A 13,953-nucleotide genomic window follows, 5' to 3' on the forward strand; every position below is an offset into this window, starting at 1 on the left:
CTAAGAGGAGAGCACTCATGAGAAAAGTCATCGTCGACACCGACACCGGGGTGGATGACGCCCTGGCCCTGATGCTGCTGGCCGCCGATCCGGAGGTCGAGATCCTGGCCGCCGTCAGCGTCTTCGGCAACACCACCGGAGAGCGGGCCGCGGACAATGCGCGCTATGTGCTGGACACCTGCGGGCGTACGGACGTGCCCGTGTACCGCGGCGCGGACGTCCCGCTCGTGCAGGAGCTGCGCATGAACCCGGGCATCCACGGGGAGGACGGCTTCGGCAACACCGGACTCCGCCCGGAGCGCTCCGTCGACCCGGAGCCGGTCGGCGTTCCCGTCGTGCTCGACCTGGTCGCTCAGCACGAGGGGGAGATCGACTACATCGCCCTCGGTCCGCAGACGAACCTCGCCGCCGGCATCCAGGCGCAGCCCGACCTGCTGCAGCGACTGCGCTCGACCACGATCGTCGGCACGCTCGGCCCGGCGCTGTATCACGACACCGCGCCGTGGGAGGACCGCCGATTCCGGGTCTCGCGCGACCCGAACGTGTCGTTCGACATCGACGCGGCGCGCATCGTCGCAGCCCACGAGGGCGACGTGACCTGGTGCGGACCGTACGTCACCCGGCAGGCGCTCGTGCCCGAGGACTTCTTCCTCGACATCGCGTCGTCGACCGGGTTCGCACCTGCGCAGCTGATCACCGCCATCAGCCGCGACTACGCCGGGTTCTACTCGCGCTCCTATCCTCAGCCGGAGGGACGCCGGGTGATGGGCATCAACGACAGCATGGCGGTGGCGAGCCTGCTCTACCCCGAGCTGGTGACCGGTGCGGTCAGGCGTCCGCTGGAGACCTTCCGCGACCCCGAGACCGGTGACCGCTACCTCGCGGGCGTGCACCCGATGAAGGGCGAGACGCGCCCGATCCACCGTGTCGTCTTCGACATGGACTTCGACGGCGTGCTCGAGCGCATCGGCGAGGTGCTGCGGCGCCCGCTGCCCTGGCGCTGAGAAGCGCGTCGGGCTAGTCGTAGGAGCGCGCGCGCACCCAGGGCATCGGCAGCAGATCGGCGGCGGTCACCCACACCGGGTGGCCGCCGTCGTCAGCAAGGGTGCGGATGCCGGGGGCGATCGCGGGCACGAGCTCGCGGCACACGCCGCAGGGGTTGAGGATCACGCAGGTCCCGTCCTCCCGCAGCCCGACCGCGACCATGGCCTCGATGTCCTGCTCCCCGCCGATCCGGGCGTTGGCCAGTGCCGAGCTCTCGGCGCACACGCTCACGCGAGGGGAGCGCAGGCTGAGTCCGAGGTAGATCCGCCCCGTCGCTCCGCGAGCCGCCGCAGCGACACGGTGGAGGTCGGCGTCGTGCGTGCGGACGAGCAGTTCGGAGGCGGCCTCGACGAGGCGGCGGTCGGCGTCGTTCAGGGGAGAAGCCACGGTGCACTCTTTCTGTCACGAAGGGGAATCCTGCTATACTATAGTCGTTGACGGGTCGATCACCTCCCCCTCGGGGCAGAGCAAAGGAGCTCCATGAGCACTGAAGAAGTAGTGGCAGCCGCGGCGCCGCAGCAGCTGACGAGCAAGGCCAGCAAGACCGAGCGCCGCAACCTCCGCGCGCTGAGCTGGGGGCACGCGCTCGAATGGTACGACTGGGCGATCTTCGGACTGCTGTCGGTGTACCTCGGTGCAGCGTTCTTCCCGTCCGACAGCCCGCTCGCCTCGACCCTGAACGCCCTCGCCGTCTTCGCCGTCGGCTTCGTCGCACGACCGCTCGGCGGTGTCGTGTTCGGCTTCGTCGCCGACCGCTACGGCCGCCGGAAGATCATGATCTTCGCCGTCGGCGCCGTCGCCCTGGGAAGCTTCATCATCGGCATCCTCCCCGACTTCCAGACCATCGGGGTCCTCGCGCCGATCATCGTCGTCGCGGCGCGCCTCCTCCAGGGACTCTCCGCCGGTGTCGAAGCGCCTCTCGGCACGGCGTACGCGCTGGAGCTGGTGCCCAACCGCCCCGGCTACGTCGCCGGGTTCTTCGCCTTCTTCAACAACCTGGGCAACCTGCTCGCGCCGACGTCGATCTTCCTCATCAGCCTTCTGCTGGGACCGGAAGCCCTCGCCGCCTATGGCTGGCGCATCCCCTTCATCGTGGGTGGCGCGTTCGGCCTGATCGTGCTGTGGCTGCGCCGCACCCTGCCCGAGACGCTCGACACCGCGGCGATCCGCACGGTCGGCGCGATCCCCACCAAGAACAACTCCGTGTGGCGCGACGTGCGCAAGTACTGGCTGAGCGTGCTCGCCACGGTGTTCATCGTCGGTGCCATCCAGGCGTACAACTACACCTGGATCGCCGGGCTCCCCAACCTCGCCAACGGCACGTTCGGCGAGGACCCACCGCGGTGTTCGCCATCACGACCGGCATGGGCGTCTTCCTGACCCTCGGTGCGTACGGGCTGAGCCGTATCCTCGACCGGTTCCCGATGTCGCGCTGGTTCGTGGTCGCGCGTCTGCTGGCCATCCCGACCATCTTCCTGGCGCTGCTGTACTCGCAGCCCGGAGTCGGCACGCTCGCCGGCGTGATGTTCGGCGGCGCGATCGTGCTGCTCCTCAACATGACGATCTTCGTGGTCGTGTCCAACTCGCTCCTGCCGCAGCACATCCGCGGCACCGGCCTCGGACTCGGCTACGGCCTCGGCGTCGCGATCTTCGGCGGCACGGCCTCGTACCTGCTGCTGTGGCTGCAGAGCCAGGGCATGATGTGGGTCTTCCCGGTGTACATCGCGACCCTGTGCGCGATCAGCGTCGTGCTCTACCTCCTTGCGAAGCGGCGCAACGGCCTCTTCGTGGGCAAGTGACCGCCTGATGGATGCGTGGCGCGAGGTCGTCGGCTGGGCGGGAAGCGCCCTCTTGATCGTCTCGATCCTCCAGCCGACGATCTCGCGCCTGCGGTGGCTGAACCTCGGCGCATCGGCCCTGCTCATGGGCTACAACCTGATGCTCGGCAGCGCGCCCATGGTCGCGCTCAACATCACCCTGATCGCGATCAACTGCTGGTACCTGGCTGTCTATCTGCGCTCCGCCCGTGCGGCGCGTGCGAAGCCGGGCGACACGGATGGGCTCGACGAAGCGTCCGGACGGCTGGCGTAGCCGCTCGGACATGACAGAAGGAATGGACATGGAACGACTGATCATTGACACCGACCCCGGGATCGACGACGCCGGAGCGCTGTTCTGGGCGCTCGCGTCCGACGCCTTCCAGATCGAGGCGCTGACCACGGTGTTCGGCAACGTCGATGTCGACACGGCGACGGCCAACGCGCGCAAGATCGCGCACCTCGCCGGCCGCTCCGACCTGCCCATCTGGAAGGGCGCCAGCCGTCCGCTGGTCGGCGAGCCGAACTTCGCGGAGCACATCCACCGCCCCGGCGGGGTGGGTTACTGGGAGTACCCAGACCCGGATCCTCATGCCGAAGTCGCCCCTGATGCCGTGCGTCGCATGATCGACACAGTCATGGCGTCGCCGGGCGAGGTGACCATCATGGCGCTCGCTCCGCTGACCAACGTCGCGCTGGCGATCACGCTCGAGCCGGAGTTCGCGCGGTCCGTGCGCCGCATCATCTACATGGGCGGGGCGGCTCTCACCTGGGGCAACGTGACCCCGGTCGCGAGTGCGAACATCTACAACGACCCCGAGGCGGCCGAGATCGTCATCCAGTCCGGCGCTCCGCTCACGCAGGTCGGCCTGGACGTGTCGCGCAGCTTCTCCCTCTCGCCCGACCACATCCGCACCCTGTGGGAGTCGCGCTCGCCGATGGGCGTGGCGCTGTGCGAGATGATCGGCTACCCGGACCGTCAGGACGACCGCGACGAGATGCCGGAGTGGAAGACCGAGGGCATGCACCTCAACGACGTGCCCTGCGTCGCCTACGCGCTGAACCCCGACTGGTTCACGGTGCGCAACCTGCGTGTCGACGTGGAGCTCAACGGCCGGCACACCCGCGGGCAGACGGTCGTGCAGATGATCGACCGCTGGCAGGGAGTGCCGAACGTCGATGTGCTCTTCGACATCGACGCACAGGCCGTCGCCGATGCGCTCACGGACGCGGTGACCTCGTTCCGAGCCACCACGGGCTGAGTCTCCTCGACGCCCGTCGCGACCAGCGGCCCCACCCTCCCGACCCGGGGGTGGGGCCGTTTTCGCGTTTCGCGGGCTTGTGCTTGACCTTGACGTTGCGTCAACTTCTAGAGTCGAGTCATCGAAACAGGATCACCGGCGAAAGGAGAACGCGATGCACACGGACGACTGGTCCATCCAGGAGATCGCCCGCCTCGCAGGCACGACCAGCCGCACGCTGCGGCACTACGACGACATCGGGCTGCTGCCGCCGTCGCGCATCGCGCACAACGGCTACCGGCACTACGACGGGCAGGCGCTCGTGCGTCTGCAACGCATACTGCTGCTGCGTGAGCTCGGACTCGGGCTGCCGCAGATCGCCGACGTTCTCGGAGCTTCCTCCGACCGGGCGGTCGCGGCCGACGAAGCATCCGCCCTGGAGACTCATCTCGCGGTGCTGCGCGAGGAGCAGACCCGGCTGGCGCGGCAGATCGCGTCGGTCGAATCCACCATCACGGCATTGAGAGGAGGTGAAGAACTCATGGCTCAGAACATGTTCGACGGTTTCGACCACACGACGTACAAGGAGGAGGTCGAGGAGCGCTGGGGGAAGAAGGCCTACGCCGACAGCGACCGCTGGTGGCGCGGGATGACCGACGCCGAACGCGCCGATTGGCAGCAGCGCGTGTCCGACCTCGGCCGCGACTGGATCGCCGCCGCGGAGAGCGGGATCGACCCGGCGTCCCCCGAGGCGCAGGAGCTGGCGCGACGCCACGTCGCCTGGCTCACGGGCATCCCGGGAACTCCGGCGTCTGTTCCCGGCGGTGACGTGAAGGCGTATGTGCTCGGGCTCGGCGAGATGTACGTCGCGGATCCGCGCTTCGGCGCGAACTACGCGACGTCGTCCGGCGGCACCCATGGCGCGGAATTCGTCCGCGACGCACTCCGCGTCTACGCAGAGGCGAACCTCTAACCCGGTCTCCCTCGATGCCGAGCGGCCCCTTTGCACGCGACCCACCCCGTTGTGGACGTACGCAAAGGGGCCGCTCGCGCGCAAGGGGGTGGGTCGGCGGAGGAGGGGGAGGCGTATGGTCGTGCCATGAGTCGGCGACGCAGGCGCACGACCGCGGCGCCGCTGTTCGTCGCGGCGGCCACCGCGTACGGCCTGAACTGCGCACTCGGGGCGTCCGTCGCCGGGGGCATCATCGACACCCGTCGCTTCCGCTGGGTGCACCACGCGCTGTACATCGTGACGTGCGCCACGACGGCATCCGCGGTCGTGGCGGGCTGGTCTCGAGGACCCGGAACGCCCGACCGCCGGGCCGCTCTCGCCCTCTTCCCCGCCGCGGTCCCCTTCGCGGCGATCCCTTACCTCGGCACGCACACGCGCCGACACCCGCTCGTCGCCCTCGCCGCCGCCCCCTTCCTCGTCGCGGGACTCCTCGTCTCGCGACGCTCCGCCGACCGGAAGTGAACGCATGGAACTGCTCGATGCCATCCGCCGCCGCAAGACCACGAACGGACCGTTCCTGCCCGACCCTGTCTCGGAGGAGCATCAGCGCATCCTGCTGGAGGCCGCCGGCCGGGCTCCCTCGCAGCTGAACAGCCAGCCGTGGCGGTTCGTCGTGATCGAGAACCGCGAGACGATCGAGGAGATCGCGCGGATCTCGGGTGAGAGCATGACCGAGGCGATGTCGAACGGCACCTTCTTCGAGCGCTACAAGCCGTACTTCCGTTTCAGTCAGGCGGAGATGGAGGAGAAGCGCAGCGGGATGCTGTTCGACAAGCTCCCCGCGGCGCTTCGACCGTTCACGAGTCAGGTGTTCACCAAGCGCGGGCAGACGCTCATGAACACCTTCGGCGTGCCCAAGACCCTCGGCGGGGAGAATCGCAAGCTGGTCGCGGGCTCGCCGCTGCTGCTCGGGGTCATGCTCGACCGCAGCGAGTACCGACCGGGGCAACTCTCGTCGTTCTACTCGGTGTTCAGCATGGGCGCGGCCATGGAGAACGTGTGGCTCACGACGGTCGAGCTCGGCATGGGCATCCAGTTCATCTCGTTCCCGATGGAGGTGCCGGGGCGCTGGGACGAGATCGTGCGACTCCTGCGCGTGCCGGACGACCTCGAGCTGATGGCGGTCTACCGGCTGGGCTACCTGCCCCCGGAGCTGCGGCGACCCGCGATCGACTGGACGAGCAGTCAGCGCAAGCTCGTGTCCCAGTACGTGTTCCGCGAGAACGGCGACACCCCCCAACAAGGCTGGGACTGACCCCCCCCAGCCCCCCAGCCCCCGCCCCGCGCCAGCCGGGATCAATAAGGCGCCTGAGAGCGCGATTCGCGGCGCGTTCCTGATCCCGCGAATCGCGGTTCAACCCGCGGTCGTGCGGTCGAGAGGTTTCAGGTCGCGCCCGGCCGGACCCTCGATGCGGGTGCCATCCGGGGCGAAGCGCGAGGCGTGCAGCGGGCAGTCCCACGAGCACTCGGCGTCGTTCCAGTCGAGCACGCCACCCAGGTGCGGGCACACCGCGCTGACGGCTCGGGTCACGCCGCCCACCGTCGAGATCGCGACCGGATGCCCGGCACGGTTCGCCACCACGCCCTCGCCCTCCGCAGGCTGCGGCACCGGCACGGCGTGCGTCTCGGCATCCGCCCACCCCTTCGCGGCGGCACTGCCCACCTTCGTACCCTCGACGGCACCGCGACCGAGGTCGGCCGGCACCGTCAGGCGGGTGCTGATCAGGTTCATCCAGGTGGGCCGCTCGCGGCGTGGAGAGCCGAGGATCTCGGCCGTGAGTCGCAGCGCCGCGGCCGGGGCGTTCGAGAGCCCCCACTTGGCGTACCCGGTGGCGAAACGGATGCGTCCGAGTCCGCGCGGCATCGCGCCCACGAACGGGATCAGGTTGTGCGACTCGTAATCCTGCGCCGACCAGCGGTGCGTCTCCTCGGCATCGGGGAAGTGCAGACGCGTCCACGCCACCAGATCCTCGACGGCGGCGGTCTCGCCGTCCGAGCGGCCGACCGGATGACCGTTTCCGCCCACGACGAGTTGCGCGGTGGCCGCCGGGCCGTCCACGTCCGACACGGGACGGATCGACCGGGTCGGGCCGTCGACCGAGAGGAACGTGCCGTCGAGGGCGAGATCAGGCACGCGGAACGAGACGCAGTACGACCGCAGGCCGCGCGTCTTGGCGAAGTACAGGCCGCGATCGGTGATGGGTGTGCCGGTCGCCAGCACGATGTGCTCGGCGAACAACGGACCCGCTGCGGTATCGACCCGCCCCGAGACGGCGTGCGTGCCGGTGACGCGGATGCCGGTGTGCAGCGTCCCTCCCGCCGACAGCACCTCGGCGGCCAGCGCCTGCACGACGGCGACCGGGTCGATCGCGACCTGGCCGTCGAGCGCGGTCGCCCCGGCGATCGGGAACGTATGCGCGGTGGACTCGTCCGGCGTGAGCATGCGCGCCGGCAGCCCGGCCTCGCGCGCGGCCGCGTGCTGGTCGTGGAGTGCCTCGAGCCCGGCAGGTCCCTGCGCGTAGGAGTGATCCGTGCGGCGGGTGTACGAGACTCCGGCCCCGTCCGCGAACCCCAGCAGCCACTCCATGCCGGCGCGGTTCGCGTCGACGTATGCGCGCACGAGGGCGGCGGGGTGATGGCGGCGGATCGTGGCGAGTTGCCGCCCCTGCAGCAGGGAGAGCTTGCCGGTGTTGCCGCCGGTCGCGAGCTCCGCGACCTCGCCGGAGTCGACCACGGCGACGTCGAGTCCGGCCCGTGTGAGCAGGACCGCCGTGGTGAGACCCGTGATCCCGGCGCCGACCACCACCACGTCGTGCCGCGCCCCCGACTCGAACGGCGAGGAGGCGAGCGGGCTCTTGTCGGACTTCCACAGCGGATCCATGTCGTCAGTCAACTCCGCGCGCCACCGCGCTGCCACCTCCTTGACACGGCGACGGCGTACTGCCCGTCGGGACTACAGTGGCGGACGTGACCCTCCGCCGCATCCTCTTCGTCGCCCTCGGCGGCACGGTCGGCACCGCGGCACGACTTGCGCTGGGGCTCGTGATCCCCGCGACGGGCGGCTTCCCCCTGGCGGTGCTCCTCGCGAACATCGTCGGGGCCTTCCTGATCGGCGTGCTCGCCGCGCGTCTGCCCGGCTCCACCGACCTGCGGCTGCTGCTCGGCACGGGCGTGCTCGGCGGCTTCACCACCTACAGTGCGTTCATGACCGGCACGCTCGCCCTGTGGACGGATGCGCCGCTGCTCGCGGTCGCCTACGCCGTGGGCAGCCTCGTGCTCGGCCTCGCCGCCGCCGCGCTCGGCCTGCGACTCGCCCGCCCGCGCCGGGGAGTGGTCGCGTGAGTCCGCTGCTGTTCGTCGGCGCCGCGCTCGCCGGAGGCGTCGGGGCCGTGCTGCGGTACCTGGCCGATCTCGGCGTCGCCCGGCTGGCGGGTCGGAGATTCCCCTGGGGCATCCTGCTCGTGAATCTCTCGGGTTCCTTCGCCCTCGGTCTCGTCACCACCGCGCTGCCGGATGCCGCGTTCCTCCTGGGTGCCGGACTGCTCGGCGGCTACACGACCTTCAGCACGGCGATGCTCGACACGGTCGCCCTGTGGCGCGACGGCGAGCGCGGGGCGTCTGTGTTCAACGGCGTCGGGATGCTGCTGCTCGGGCTGCTGGCGGCCGGTGCTGGGCTCGCCCTCGGCACGCTGTGGTGACCCCCTCCCAGCATCCTCACAATCCAGAAATGTACAAACGTACATGTACGGATGTCCAGGGGGTCCTCGATGGGTGAAGGCGCGCGCCGCCGCCGCGACCCTGAGGCGCGCCGTCGCGAGATCGTGACCGCCGCCGCCGAACTCATCGTCGAAGTGGGCGCCGACGCCGTCACCCACCGCATGGTCGCCGCCCGCGCCGGTGTTCCCCTCGGCGCGACCACCCAGTACTTCGACACCCTCGACGATCTCCGCGCCGCCGCCTTCGGCGCCCTGGCCGAAGAAGTGGACGCCCGCCTCGACGGCGTCCGCCACACGATCGCCGAACGCGGCGACACCCCCGACGTGATCGCCGCCCTCGTGTTCGCAGGGCTCGACGACGCCCGTGCGGTGCAGGCCGACCGCGCCGTCGTCACCGCCGCCGTGCACGACCCCCGCCTGCGCGAACTCGCCCGCCACCTGTCGGACCAGCTCGTCGAGCTGCTGGAGCCGACCTATGGCGAAGACCGTGCCCGAGCGGCGATGATCTTCATCGACGGCATCATGTGGAGCACGCAGATCCGCGACGCCCCGCTCGAACAGTCCTTCATCGAGACCGCACTGGCGCGGATCCTCGGAGACTCCCTCTCCACCCCCTCCGCAGCGACAGCCACACCCTGACACCGAGGAACCCGCCTTGTCGAAACTCGCCATCCTGAGCCTGAAGAACCGCGCGCTCATCGCCCTCATCACCATCGTCGCGGCGGTGTTCGGCGGGCTCGCGCTCACGAACCTCAAGCAGGAGCTCATCCCCTCGCTCGAGCTGCCCGCGCTCGTCGTCATGACCACCTACCCCGGCGCATCGCCCGAGGTGGTCGAGAACGACGTGTCGACGCCCGTCGAGGCGGCGATCCAGGGTGTGCCCGGGCTCGAATCGACCACGGCGACCAGCACCACGAACGCGTCGATCGTGCAGGCGATGTTCGCCTACGGCACGAACCTCGCCACGGCGGAGCAGAAGATCCAGCAGGCGATCAACCGCATCTCGTCGCAGCTGCCGGAGGACGTCAGCCCGCAGGTGCTCTCGGTGTCGATCGACGACTTCCCGGTGATCCAGGTCGCCGTCACCGGATTCGAGGATGCGGACAACGCACAGGCCGAACTCGAATCCGTCGCGATCCCCGAGCTCGAAGATGTCGACGGCGTCAACGCCGCCGAGATCGTCGGCGGCGTGGGCCAGCGCGTCAGCATCACACCCGACATGGCCAAGCTCGCCGCCGCGGGCGAGAGCACCAAGGCGATCAGCGACGCCCTGCAGCAGAACGGCACGCTCTTCCCCGGTGGCGACATCACCCAGGACGGGCAGACGCTCACGGTGCAGACCGGGGCGAAGATCACCTCCGTCGACGAGATCGCCGCCCTCCCGCTGGTCGGCACCGACGTGACGATCGGCGACGTCGCGACCGTCGTGCAGGAATCCGACCCGGTCACCTCGATCTCGCGCGTGGACGGCAAGGACGCGCTCTCGATCTCCATCACGAAGCTCCCTGCCGCGAACACGGTCGAGGTGTCCAACGGTGTCATCGCCGCGCTCGACACCATCGGCAAGGCCTTCCCCGACGCGCAGTTCACGATCATCTTCGATCAGGCGCCGTTCATCGTGCAGTCGATCGAGACGCTCGCGACCGAGGGCCTGCTCGGTCTCGTGTTCGCGGTGCTCGTGATCCTGCTGTTCCTGCTGTCGGTGCGATCCACGCTCGTCACGGCCATCTCGATCCCGACCAGCGTGCTCATCACGTTCATCGGACTGCAGGCGTTCGGCTACTCGCTCAATGTGCTCACGCTCGGCGCGCTCACGATCGCGATCGGGCGCGTGGTCGACGACTCCATCGTCGTGATCGAGAACATCAAGCGTCATTACGTCGGCGATGCCGACAAGGGTGCCGCGATCCGACTGGCCGTGCGCGAGGTCGCCACGGCGATCACCGCATCGACCATCACCACCGTCGCCGTGTTCCTGCCCATCATGTTCGTCGGCGACATGGTCGGCGAGCTGTTCCGACCGTTCGCGATGACGGTCACGATCGCGATGGTGGCCTCGCTGCTGGTCGCCCTGACGATCGTGCCGGTGCTCGCCTACTGGTTCCTCAAGCCGGGCAAGCCCCTGCTCGACGAGCACGGCAACGCGATCGATCCGGAGCACCCGGACGCCCCGCCGACCTGGCTCCAGCGACAGTACCGTCCGATTCTGGGTTGGACGCTCAAGCACTCCGGGATCACGGTCATCCTCGCGGTCGTGGTGCTCGGCGCCACCCTCGCGGCCGCTCCGCTGATGAAGGTGAACTTCCTCGGCGACTCGGGGCAGAACACCATGACCATCACGCAGGACCTCGGGCCGACTGCGAGCCTGCAGGCCAAGTCCGATGCCGCGGTCGCCGTCGAAGACGCACTCCTCGACATCGACGGCATCGAGCACGTGCAGGCCTCGATCGGCACCAGCGGTTCGGCGTTGAGCGACGCCTTCTCGGGCGGGGCCGGAGTCACCTACTCCGTCCTCACGGACGGCGACGCCGACCAGGAGAAGCTGCGCGCCGACGTGCAGAAGGCGATCGACGGACTCGGCGACGAGGTCGGCGACGTATCCGTGTCGGCCTCGGCCGGCTTCGGGTCGAGCGACATCGAGGTCACCGTGTCCGCGTCGAATGCGAACGACCTGCAGACCGCGACGACCGCCCTCGTCAAGGAGCTCGACGGTCGTGACGGCGTCGGCCAGGTGACCGACAACCTCGCCGCGTCGCTGCCGTACATCGCCGTCGTGGTCGACCGGGAAGCCGCGGCGCAGAAGGGCCTCTCCGAGGTCGCGGTCGGCTCCATCGTGTCGAACACCATGCGGCCGCAGCAGGCCGGATCCGTCGAGATCGACGACACCGCACTGACCGTGTACATCGTCACGCCGAACCCGCCGACCACCGTCGATGCGCTCAAGGAGCTCGCGATCCCGACCCCGGCCGGCATCGTGCAGCTGCAGGACATCGCGACCGTCGAGCAGCGCAACGGACCCACCTCGATCACCACCGAGCAGGGACGCCGCACCGCGACCGTGACCGTGCCCCCGGCATCCGACAACCTCGCCACGGCCACGCAGTCGGTAAACGAGGCCATCACCGCCGTCGACCTTCCCGATGGTGCCTCCGCCGAGGTCGGCGGTGTCGCCTCGCAGCAGGCGGACTCGTTCTCGCAGCTCGGACTCGCGATGCTCGCGGCGATCCTGATCGTCTACGTCGTGATGGTGGCGACGTTCAAATCGCTGCGTCAGCCGCTGCTGCTGCTCGTGTCGGTGCCGTTCGCGGCGACCGGTGCGATCCTGCTGCAGATCGCCACGGGTGTGCCGCTCGGCGTCGCGTCGCTGATCGGCGTGCTGATGCTCATCGGCATCGTGGTGACGAACGCGATCGTGCTCGTCGACCTCGTGAACCAGTACCGCGAGAAGGGTCTGTCGACGATCGAGGCGGTCAAGGCCGGTGGTGAGAAGCGTCTGCGGCCGATCCTGATGACCGCGCTCGCGACGATCCTCGCCCTCACGCCGATGGCGCTCGGCATCACCGGGCACGGCGGCTTCATCTCGCAGCCGCTCGCGATCGTCGTGATCGGCGGGCTGATCTCGTCGACCGTGCTGACGCTGATCGTGCTGCCGACGCTCTACAACCTCGTCGAGGGCGCCAAGGAGCGTCGCGCGGCACGCAAGGCCGGTGGTTCTTCGGATGCCGGTGGTACCCCGGCCCCGGATGCTCCGGCCGGTCCTGTGGCACCGGCCGCGGTCGCCACGGATCAGCCCGTGCTGATCGACGCCTCGGGGCTGCCGCACGCGCCGCAGCTCTCGCGACGCGAACTGCGGGAGCGCGGCGAGTAGCGCTCGCCGGTCGCCCTCGACCGTTCACAACGCAGGAGAAAAGGCCCTGGATGCCCCGCGCAGGCGGCATTCAGGGCCTTTCGAGTTGTGAACGGCCGGACTCGGAGAGACCAGGGTCAGACGAGAGCGATGCCCCAGCGCAGGGTCCAGGTCTCGTCCGGAGCGAGGCGACGGATGCCGAGGCCGCTGTTCAGCGCATCGGCCGGCGCGGTCATCGGCTCGATCGCGACCGCGAGGCTCTGACCGGGGTAGGCGGGCGTCGTGTACACCTGCACGTAGTCGAAGCCCTCGCCCTGCCACAGCGTGGCGCGGCGGCCATCGGGTGCGGTGAGCGAGTGGCGCACGCGGCCGTCGGCGTCACGGGCGAGGTCGGCGAAGCCGGTGTCGAGCGTGACATCGCCGAGTCGTACGCCGTCGCGGAGCGCGGCCTCCGCCGGACGGGTGCCGATCGGGAGCATCCGCTCGTCGGTCGTGAAAGCGGTCGCGGCCGGGATGCGCAGCACGAGCTCGTGCGGGTCGACGTCGCCGATCGTCACGAACGGATGCGTGCCGAGCGCGACCGGCGCGGGGGTGGTCGAACGGTTGGTGAGCGTGTGCGTCACGGCGATGCCGTCAGCGGTGAGGGCATACGTCACCGTCGTCTCGATCAGATACGGGTACCCGGTCTGCGGCACGATCGTCGCTCGGAGCACGGCCTCGGCAGCGGTGTGCGTGAACTCGTAGGCCGTGAACCGCAGCAGCCCGTGACTCGCGTTGGCGGTCTTCGGCTCGGTGAGGGCGAGCTGCCGCGGGGTGCCCTCGTCGTCCCATCGGCCGTCGCGCACCCGATTCGGCCAGGGGGCGAGGACGACGCCGGAACAGGCGGGGGTGGGCAGGGCGTGCGGATACGGGGGCACGAGATCGACACCGCCGACACGCAGCGAGCGCAGGGAGGCGCCGACCTGGGCGATCTGCGCCGTGACAGCGCCGAGTTGGAGGGGGATCTGGGCGCCGGTGGGGGAAGCGGTACTCACCTCGTCATCGTACGGCTACGCCTCCCGTCGGCACTCTCCCAGGTGCACCCGGTAGGATCGGATGGTCGGCTTCGGACACCCGCGCGTTGGCGTGGACGTTTTCTGTGTGTGAAGTGTGAGTCCAGGGGCCGATGGTGAGCGTCGCTCGACGCTAATCAACCATCACATGAATGGCCCCGGCCGCTGACAGTCCGGAACCCCGCTTGTCGAGTTCGATCAGGCGCAGGGTGCTCGCGCGTGCG

The 13,953-nt window shown here is 69.5% G+C and carries 15 protein-coding genes; 12 read left to right on the top strand and 3 right to left on the bottom strand.

Features of this window, described 5'->3' with window-relative positions:
• The first annotated feature begins 17 nt into the window (after positions 1-17).
• Positions 18-1,004: a nucleoside hydrolase gene (locus WFM69_RS05490; protein WP_337002490.1), complete on the top strand. Its 987-nt coding sequence runs from the start codon at positions 18-20 to the stop codon at positions 1,002-1,004.
• Positions 1,005-1,017: 13 nt separating this feature from the next.
• Here WFM69_RS05490 and WFM69_RS05495 read toward each other — a convergent pair whose 3' ends face one another.
• The gene (locus WFM69_RS05495) at positions 1,018-1,431 is read right to left on the bottom strand and encodes a hypothetical protein (protein ID WP_337002492.1); all 414 of its coding nucleotides are present in this window, start codon (positions 1,429-1,431) and stop codon (positions 1,018-1,020) included.
• Positions 1,432-1,524: 93 nt separating this feature from the next.
• On the opposite strand from WFM69_RS05495, the gene WFM69_RS05500 reads away from it, so the two are divergent.
• The 7 genes from WFM69_RS05500 (at position 1,525) to WFM69_RS05530 (ending at position 6,369) form a co-directional block, all read left to right on the top strand.
• Entirely contained in the window at positions 1,525-2,424 is a 900-nt protein-coding gene (locus tag WFM69_RS05500) for an MFS transporter (protein WP_337002494.1), read from the top strand.
• Positions 2,388-2,843: a hypothetical protein gene (locus WFM69_RS05505; RefSeq protein ID WP_337002496.1), complete on the top strand. Its 456-nt coding sequence runs from the start codon at positions 2,388-2,390 to the stop codon at positions 2,841-2,843. The genes WFM69_RS05500 and WFM69_RS05505 overlap by 37 nt, the downstream gene beginning before the upstream one ends.
• 7 nt (positions 2,844-2,850) lie before the next feature.
• Entirely contained in the window at positions 2,851-3,135 is a 285-nt protein-coding gene (locus tag WFM69_RS05510) for a hypothetical protein (protein WP_337002498.1), read from the top strand.
• Positions 3,136-3,163: 28 nt separating this feature from the next.
• On the top strand, positions 3,164-4,123 hold the full coding sequence (locus WFM69_RS05515) for a nucleoside hydrolase (protein ID WP_337002500.1): 960 nt from the start codon (positions 3,164-3,166) through the stop codon (positions 4,121-4,123).
• Between the two features lie 154 nt (positions 4,124-4,277).
• Positions 4,278-5,075 carry a MerR family transcriptional regulator gene (locus WFM69_RS05520; protein ID WP_337002502.1) on the top strand — a complete coding sequence of 266 codons (798 nt, stop codon included), beginning with the start codon at positions 4,278-4,280 and terminating at the stop codon, positions 5,073-5,075.
• A 126-nt stretch (positions 5,076-5,201) separates the two neighbouring features.
• The gene (locus WFM69_RS05525) at positions 5,202-5,576 is read left to right on the top strand and encodes a hypothetical protein (RefSeq protein WP_337002504.1); all 375 of its coding nucleotides are present in this window, start codon (positions 5,202-5,204) and stop codon (positions 5,574-5,576) included.
• A gap of 4 nt (positions 5,577-5,580) precedes the next feature.
• Positions 5,581-6,369, top strand: a complete 789-nt coding sequence (locus WFM69_RS05530) for a nitroreductase family protein (protein ID WP_337002506.1) — start codon at positions 5,581-5,583, stop codon at positions 6,367-6,369.
• A 99-nt stretch (positions 6,370-6,468) separates the two neighbouring features.
• On the opposite strand, the gene WFM69_RS05535 is transcribed toward WFM69_RS05530, so the two are convergent.
• A complete protein-coding gene (locus WFM69_RS05535; RefSeq protein ID WP_337002507.1) occupies positions 6,469-7,995 on the bottom strand; it encodes an FAD-dependent oxidoreductase in 1,527 nt (508 codons plus the stop codon).
• 86 nt (positions 7,996-8,081) lie between these two features.
• On the opposite strand from WFM69_RS05535, the gene WFM69_RS05540 reads away from it, so the two are divergent.
• From WFM69_RS05540 to WFM69_RS05555, 4 genes are all read left to right on the top strand, one after another.
• Positions 8,082-8,456: a fluoride efflux transporter FluC gene (locus WFM69_RS05540; RefSeq protein WP_337002508.1), complete on the top strand. Its 375-nt coding sequence runs from the start codon at positions 8,082-8,084 to the stop codon at positions 8,454-8,456.
• Positions 8,453-8,812 (top strand): fluoride efflux transporter FluC, encoded by a 360-nt coding sequence (locus WFM69_RS05545; protein ID WP_337002509.1) that lies wholly within the window; start codon positions 8,453-8,455, stop codon positions 8,810-8,812. Before WFM69_RS05540 ends, WFM69_RS05545 begins: the two co-directional genes overlap by 4 nt.
• 69 nt (positions 8,813-8,881) lie before the next feature.
• Entirely contained in the window at positions 8,882-9,469 is a 588-nt protein-coding gene (locus tag WFM69_RS05550; RefSeq protein WP_337002510.1) for a TetR/AcrR family transcriptional regulator, read from the top strand.
• Between the two features lie 16 nt (positions 9,470-9,485).
• Entirely contained in the window at positions 9,486-12,698 is a 3,213-nt protein-coding gene (locus WFM69_RS05555) for an efflux RND transporter permease subunit (RefSeq protein WP_337002512.1), read from the top strand.
• Positions 12,699-12,814: 116 nt separating this feature from the next.
• Here the strand turns inward: WFM69_RS05555 and WFM69_RS05560 are convergent, their stop codons facing one another.
• A complete protein-coding gene (locus WFM69_RS05560; protein ID WP_337002514.1) occupies positions 12,815-13,711 on the bottom strand; it encodes an aldose 1-epimerase family protein in 897 nt (298 codons plus the stop codon).
• Positions 13,712-13,953: the final 242 nt, after the last annotated feature.

The organism is Microbacterium sp. LB12 (assembly GCF_037150835.1).
GTDB lineage: Bacteria > Actinomycetota > Actinomycetes > Actinomycetales > Microbacteriaceae > Microbacterium.

What these genes read in the sequence shown, in the direction of transcription:
- WFM69_RS05490 (WP_337002490.1), top strand. Translation starts at nt 18, where the DNA reads ATGAGAAAAGTCATCGTCGACACCGACACCGGGGTGGATGACGCCCTG.
- WFM69_RS05500 (WP_337002494.1), top strand. Translation starts at nt 1,525, where the DNA reads ATGAGCACTGAAGAAGTAGTGGCAGCCGCGGCGCCGCAGCAGCTGACG.
- WFM69_RS05510 (WP_337002498.1), top strand. Translation starts at nt 2,851, where the DNA reads ATGGATGCGTGGCGCGAGGTCGTCGGCTGGGCGGGAAGCGCCCTCTTG.
- WFM69_RS05515 (WP_337002500.1), top strand. Translation starts at nt 3,164, where the DNA reads ATGGAACGACTGATCATTGACACCGACCCCGGGATCGACGACGCCGGA.
- WFM69_RS05520 (WP_337002502.1), top strand. Translation starts at nt 4,278, where the DNA reads ATGCACACGGACGACTGGTCCATCCAGGAGATCGCCCGCCTCGCAGGC.
- WFM69_RS05525 (WP_337002504.1), top strand. Translation starts at nt 5,202, where the DNA reads ATGAGTCGGCGACGCAGGCGCACGACCGCGGCGCCGCTGTTCGTCGCG.
- WFM69_RS05530 (WP_337002506.1), top strand. Translation starts at nt 5,581, where the DNA reads ATGGAACTGCTCGATGCCATCCGCCGCCGCAAGACCACGAACGGACCG.
- WFM69_RS05535 (WP_337002507.1), bottom strand. Translation starts at nt 7,995, where the DNA reads ATGGATCCGCTGTGGAAGTCCGACAAGAGCCCGCTCGCCTCCTCGCCG.
- WFM69_RS05550 (WP_337002510.1), top strand. Translation starts at nt 8,882, where the DNA reads ATGGGTGAAGGCGCGCGCCGCCGCCGCGACCCTGAGGCGCGCCGTCGC.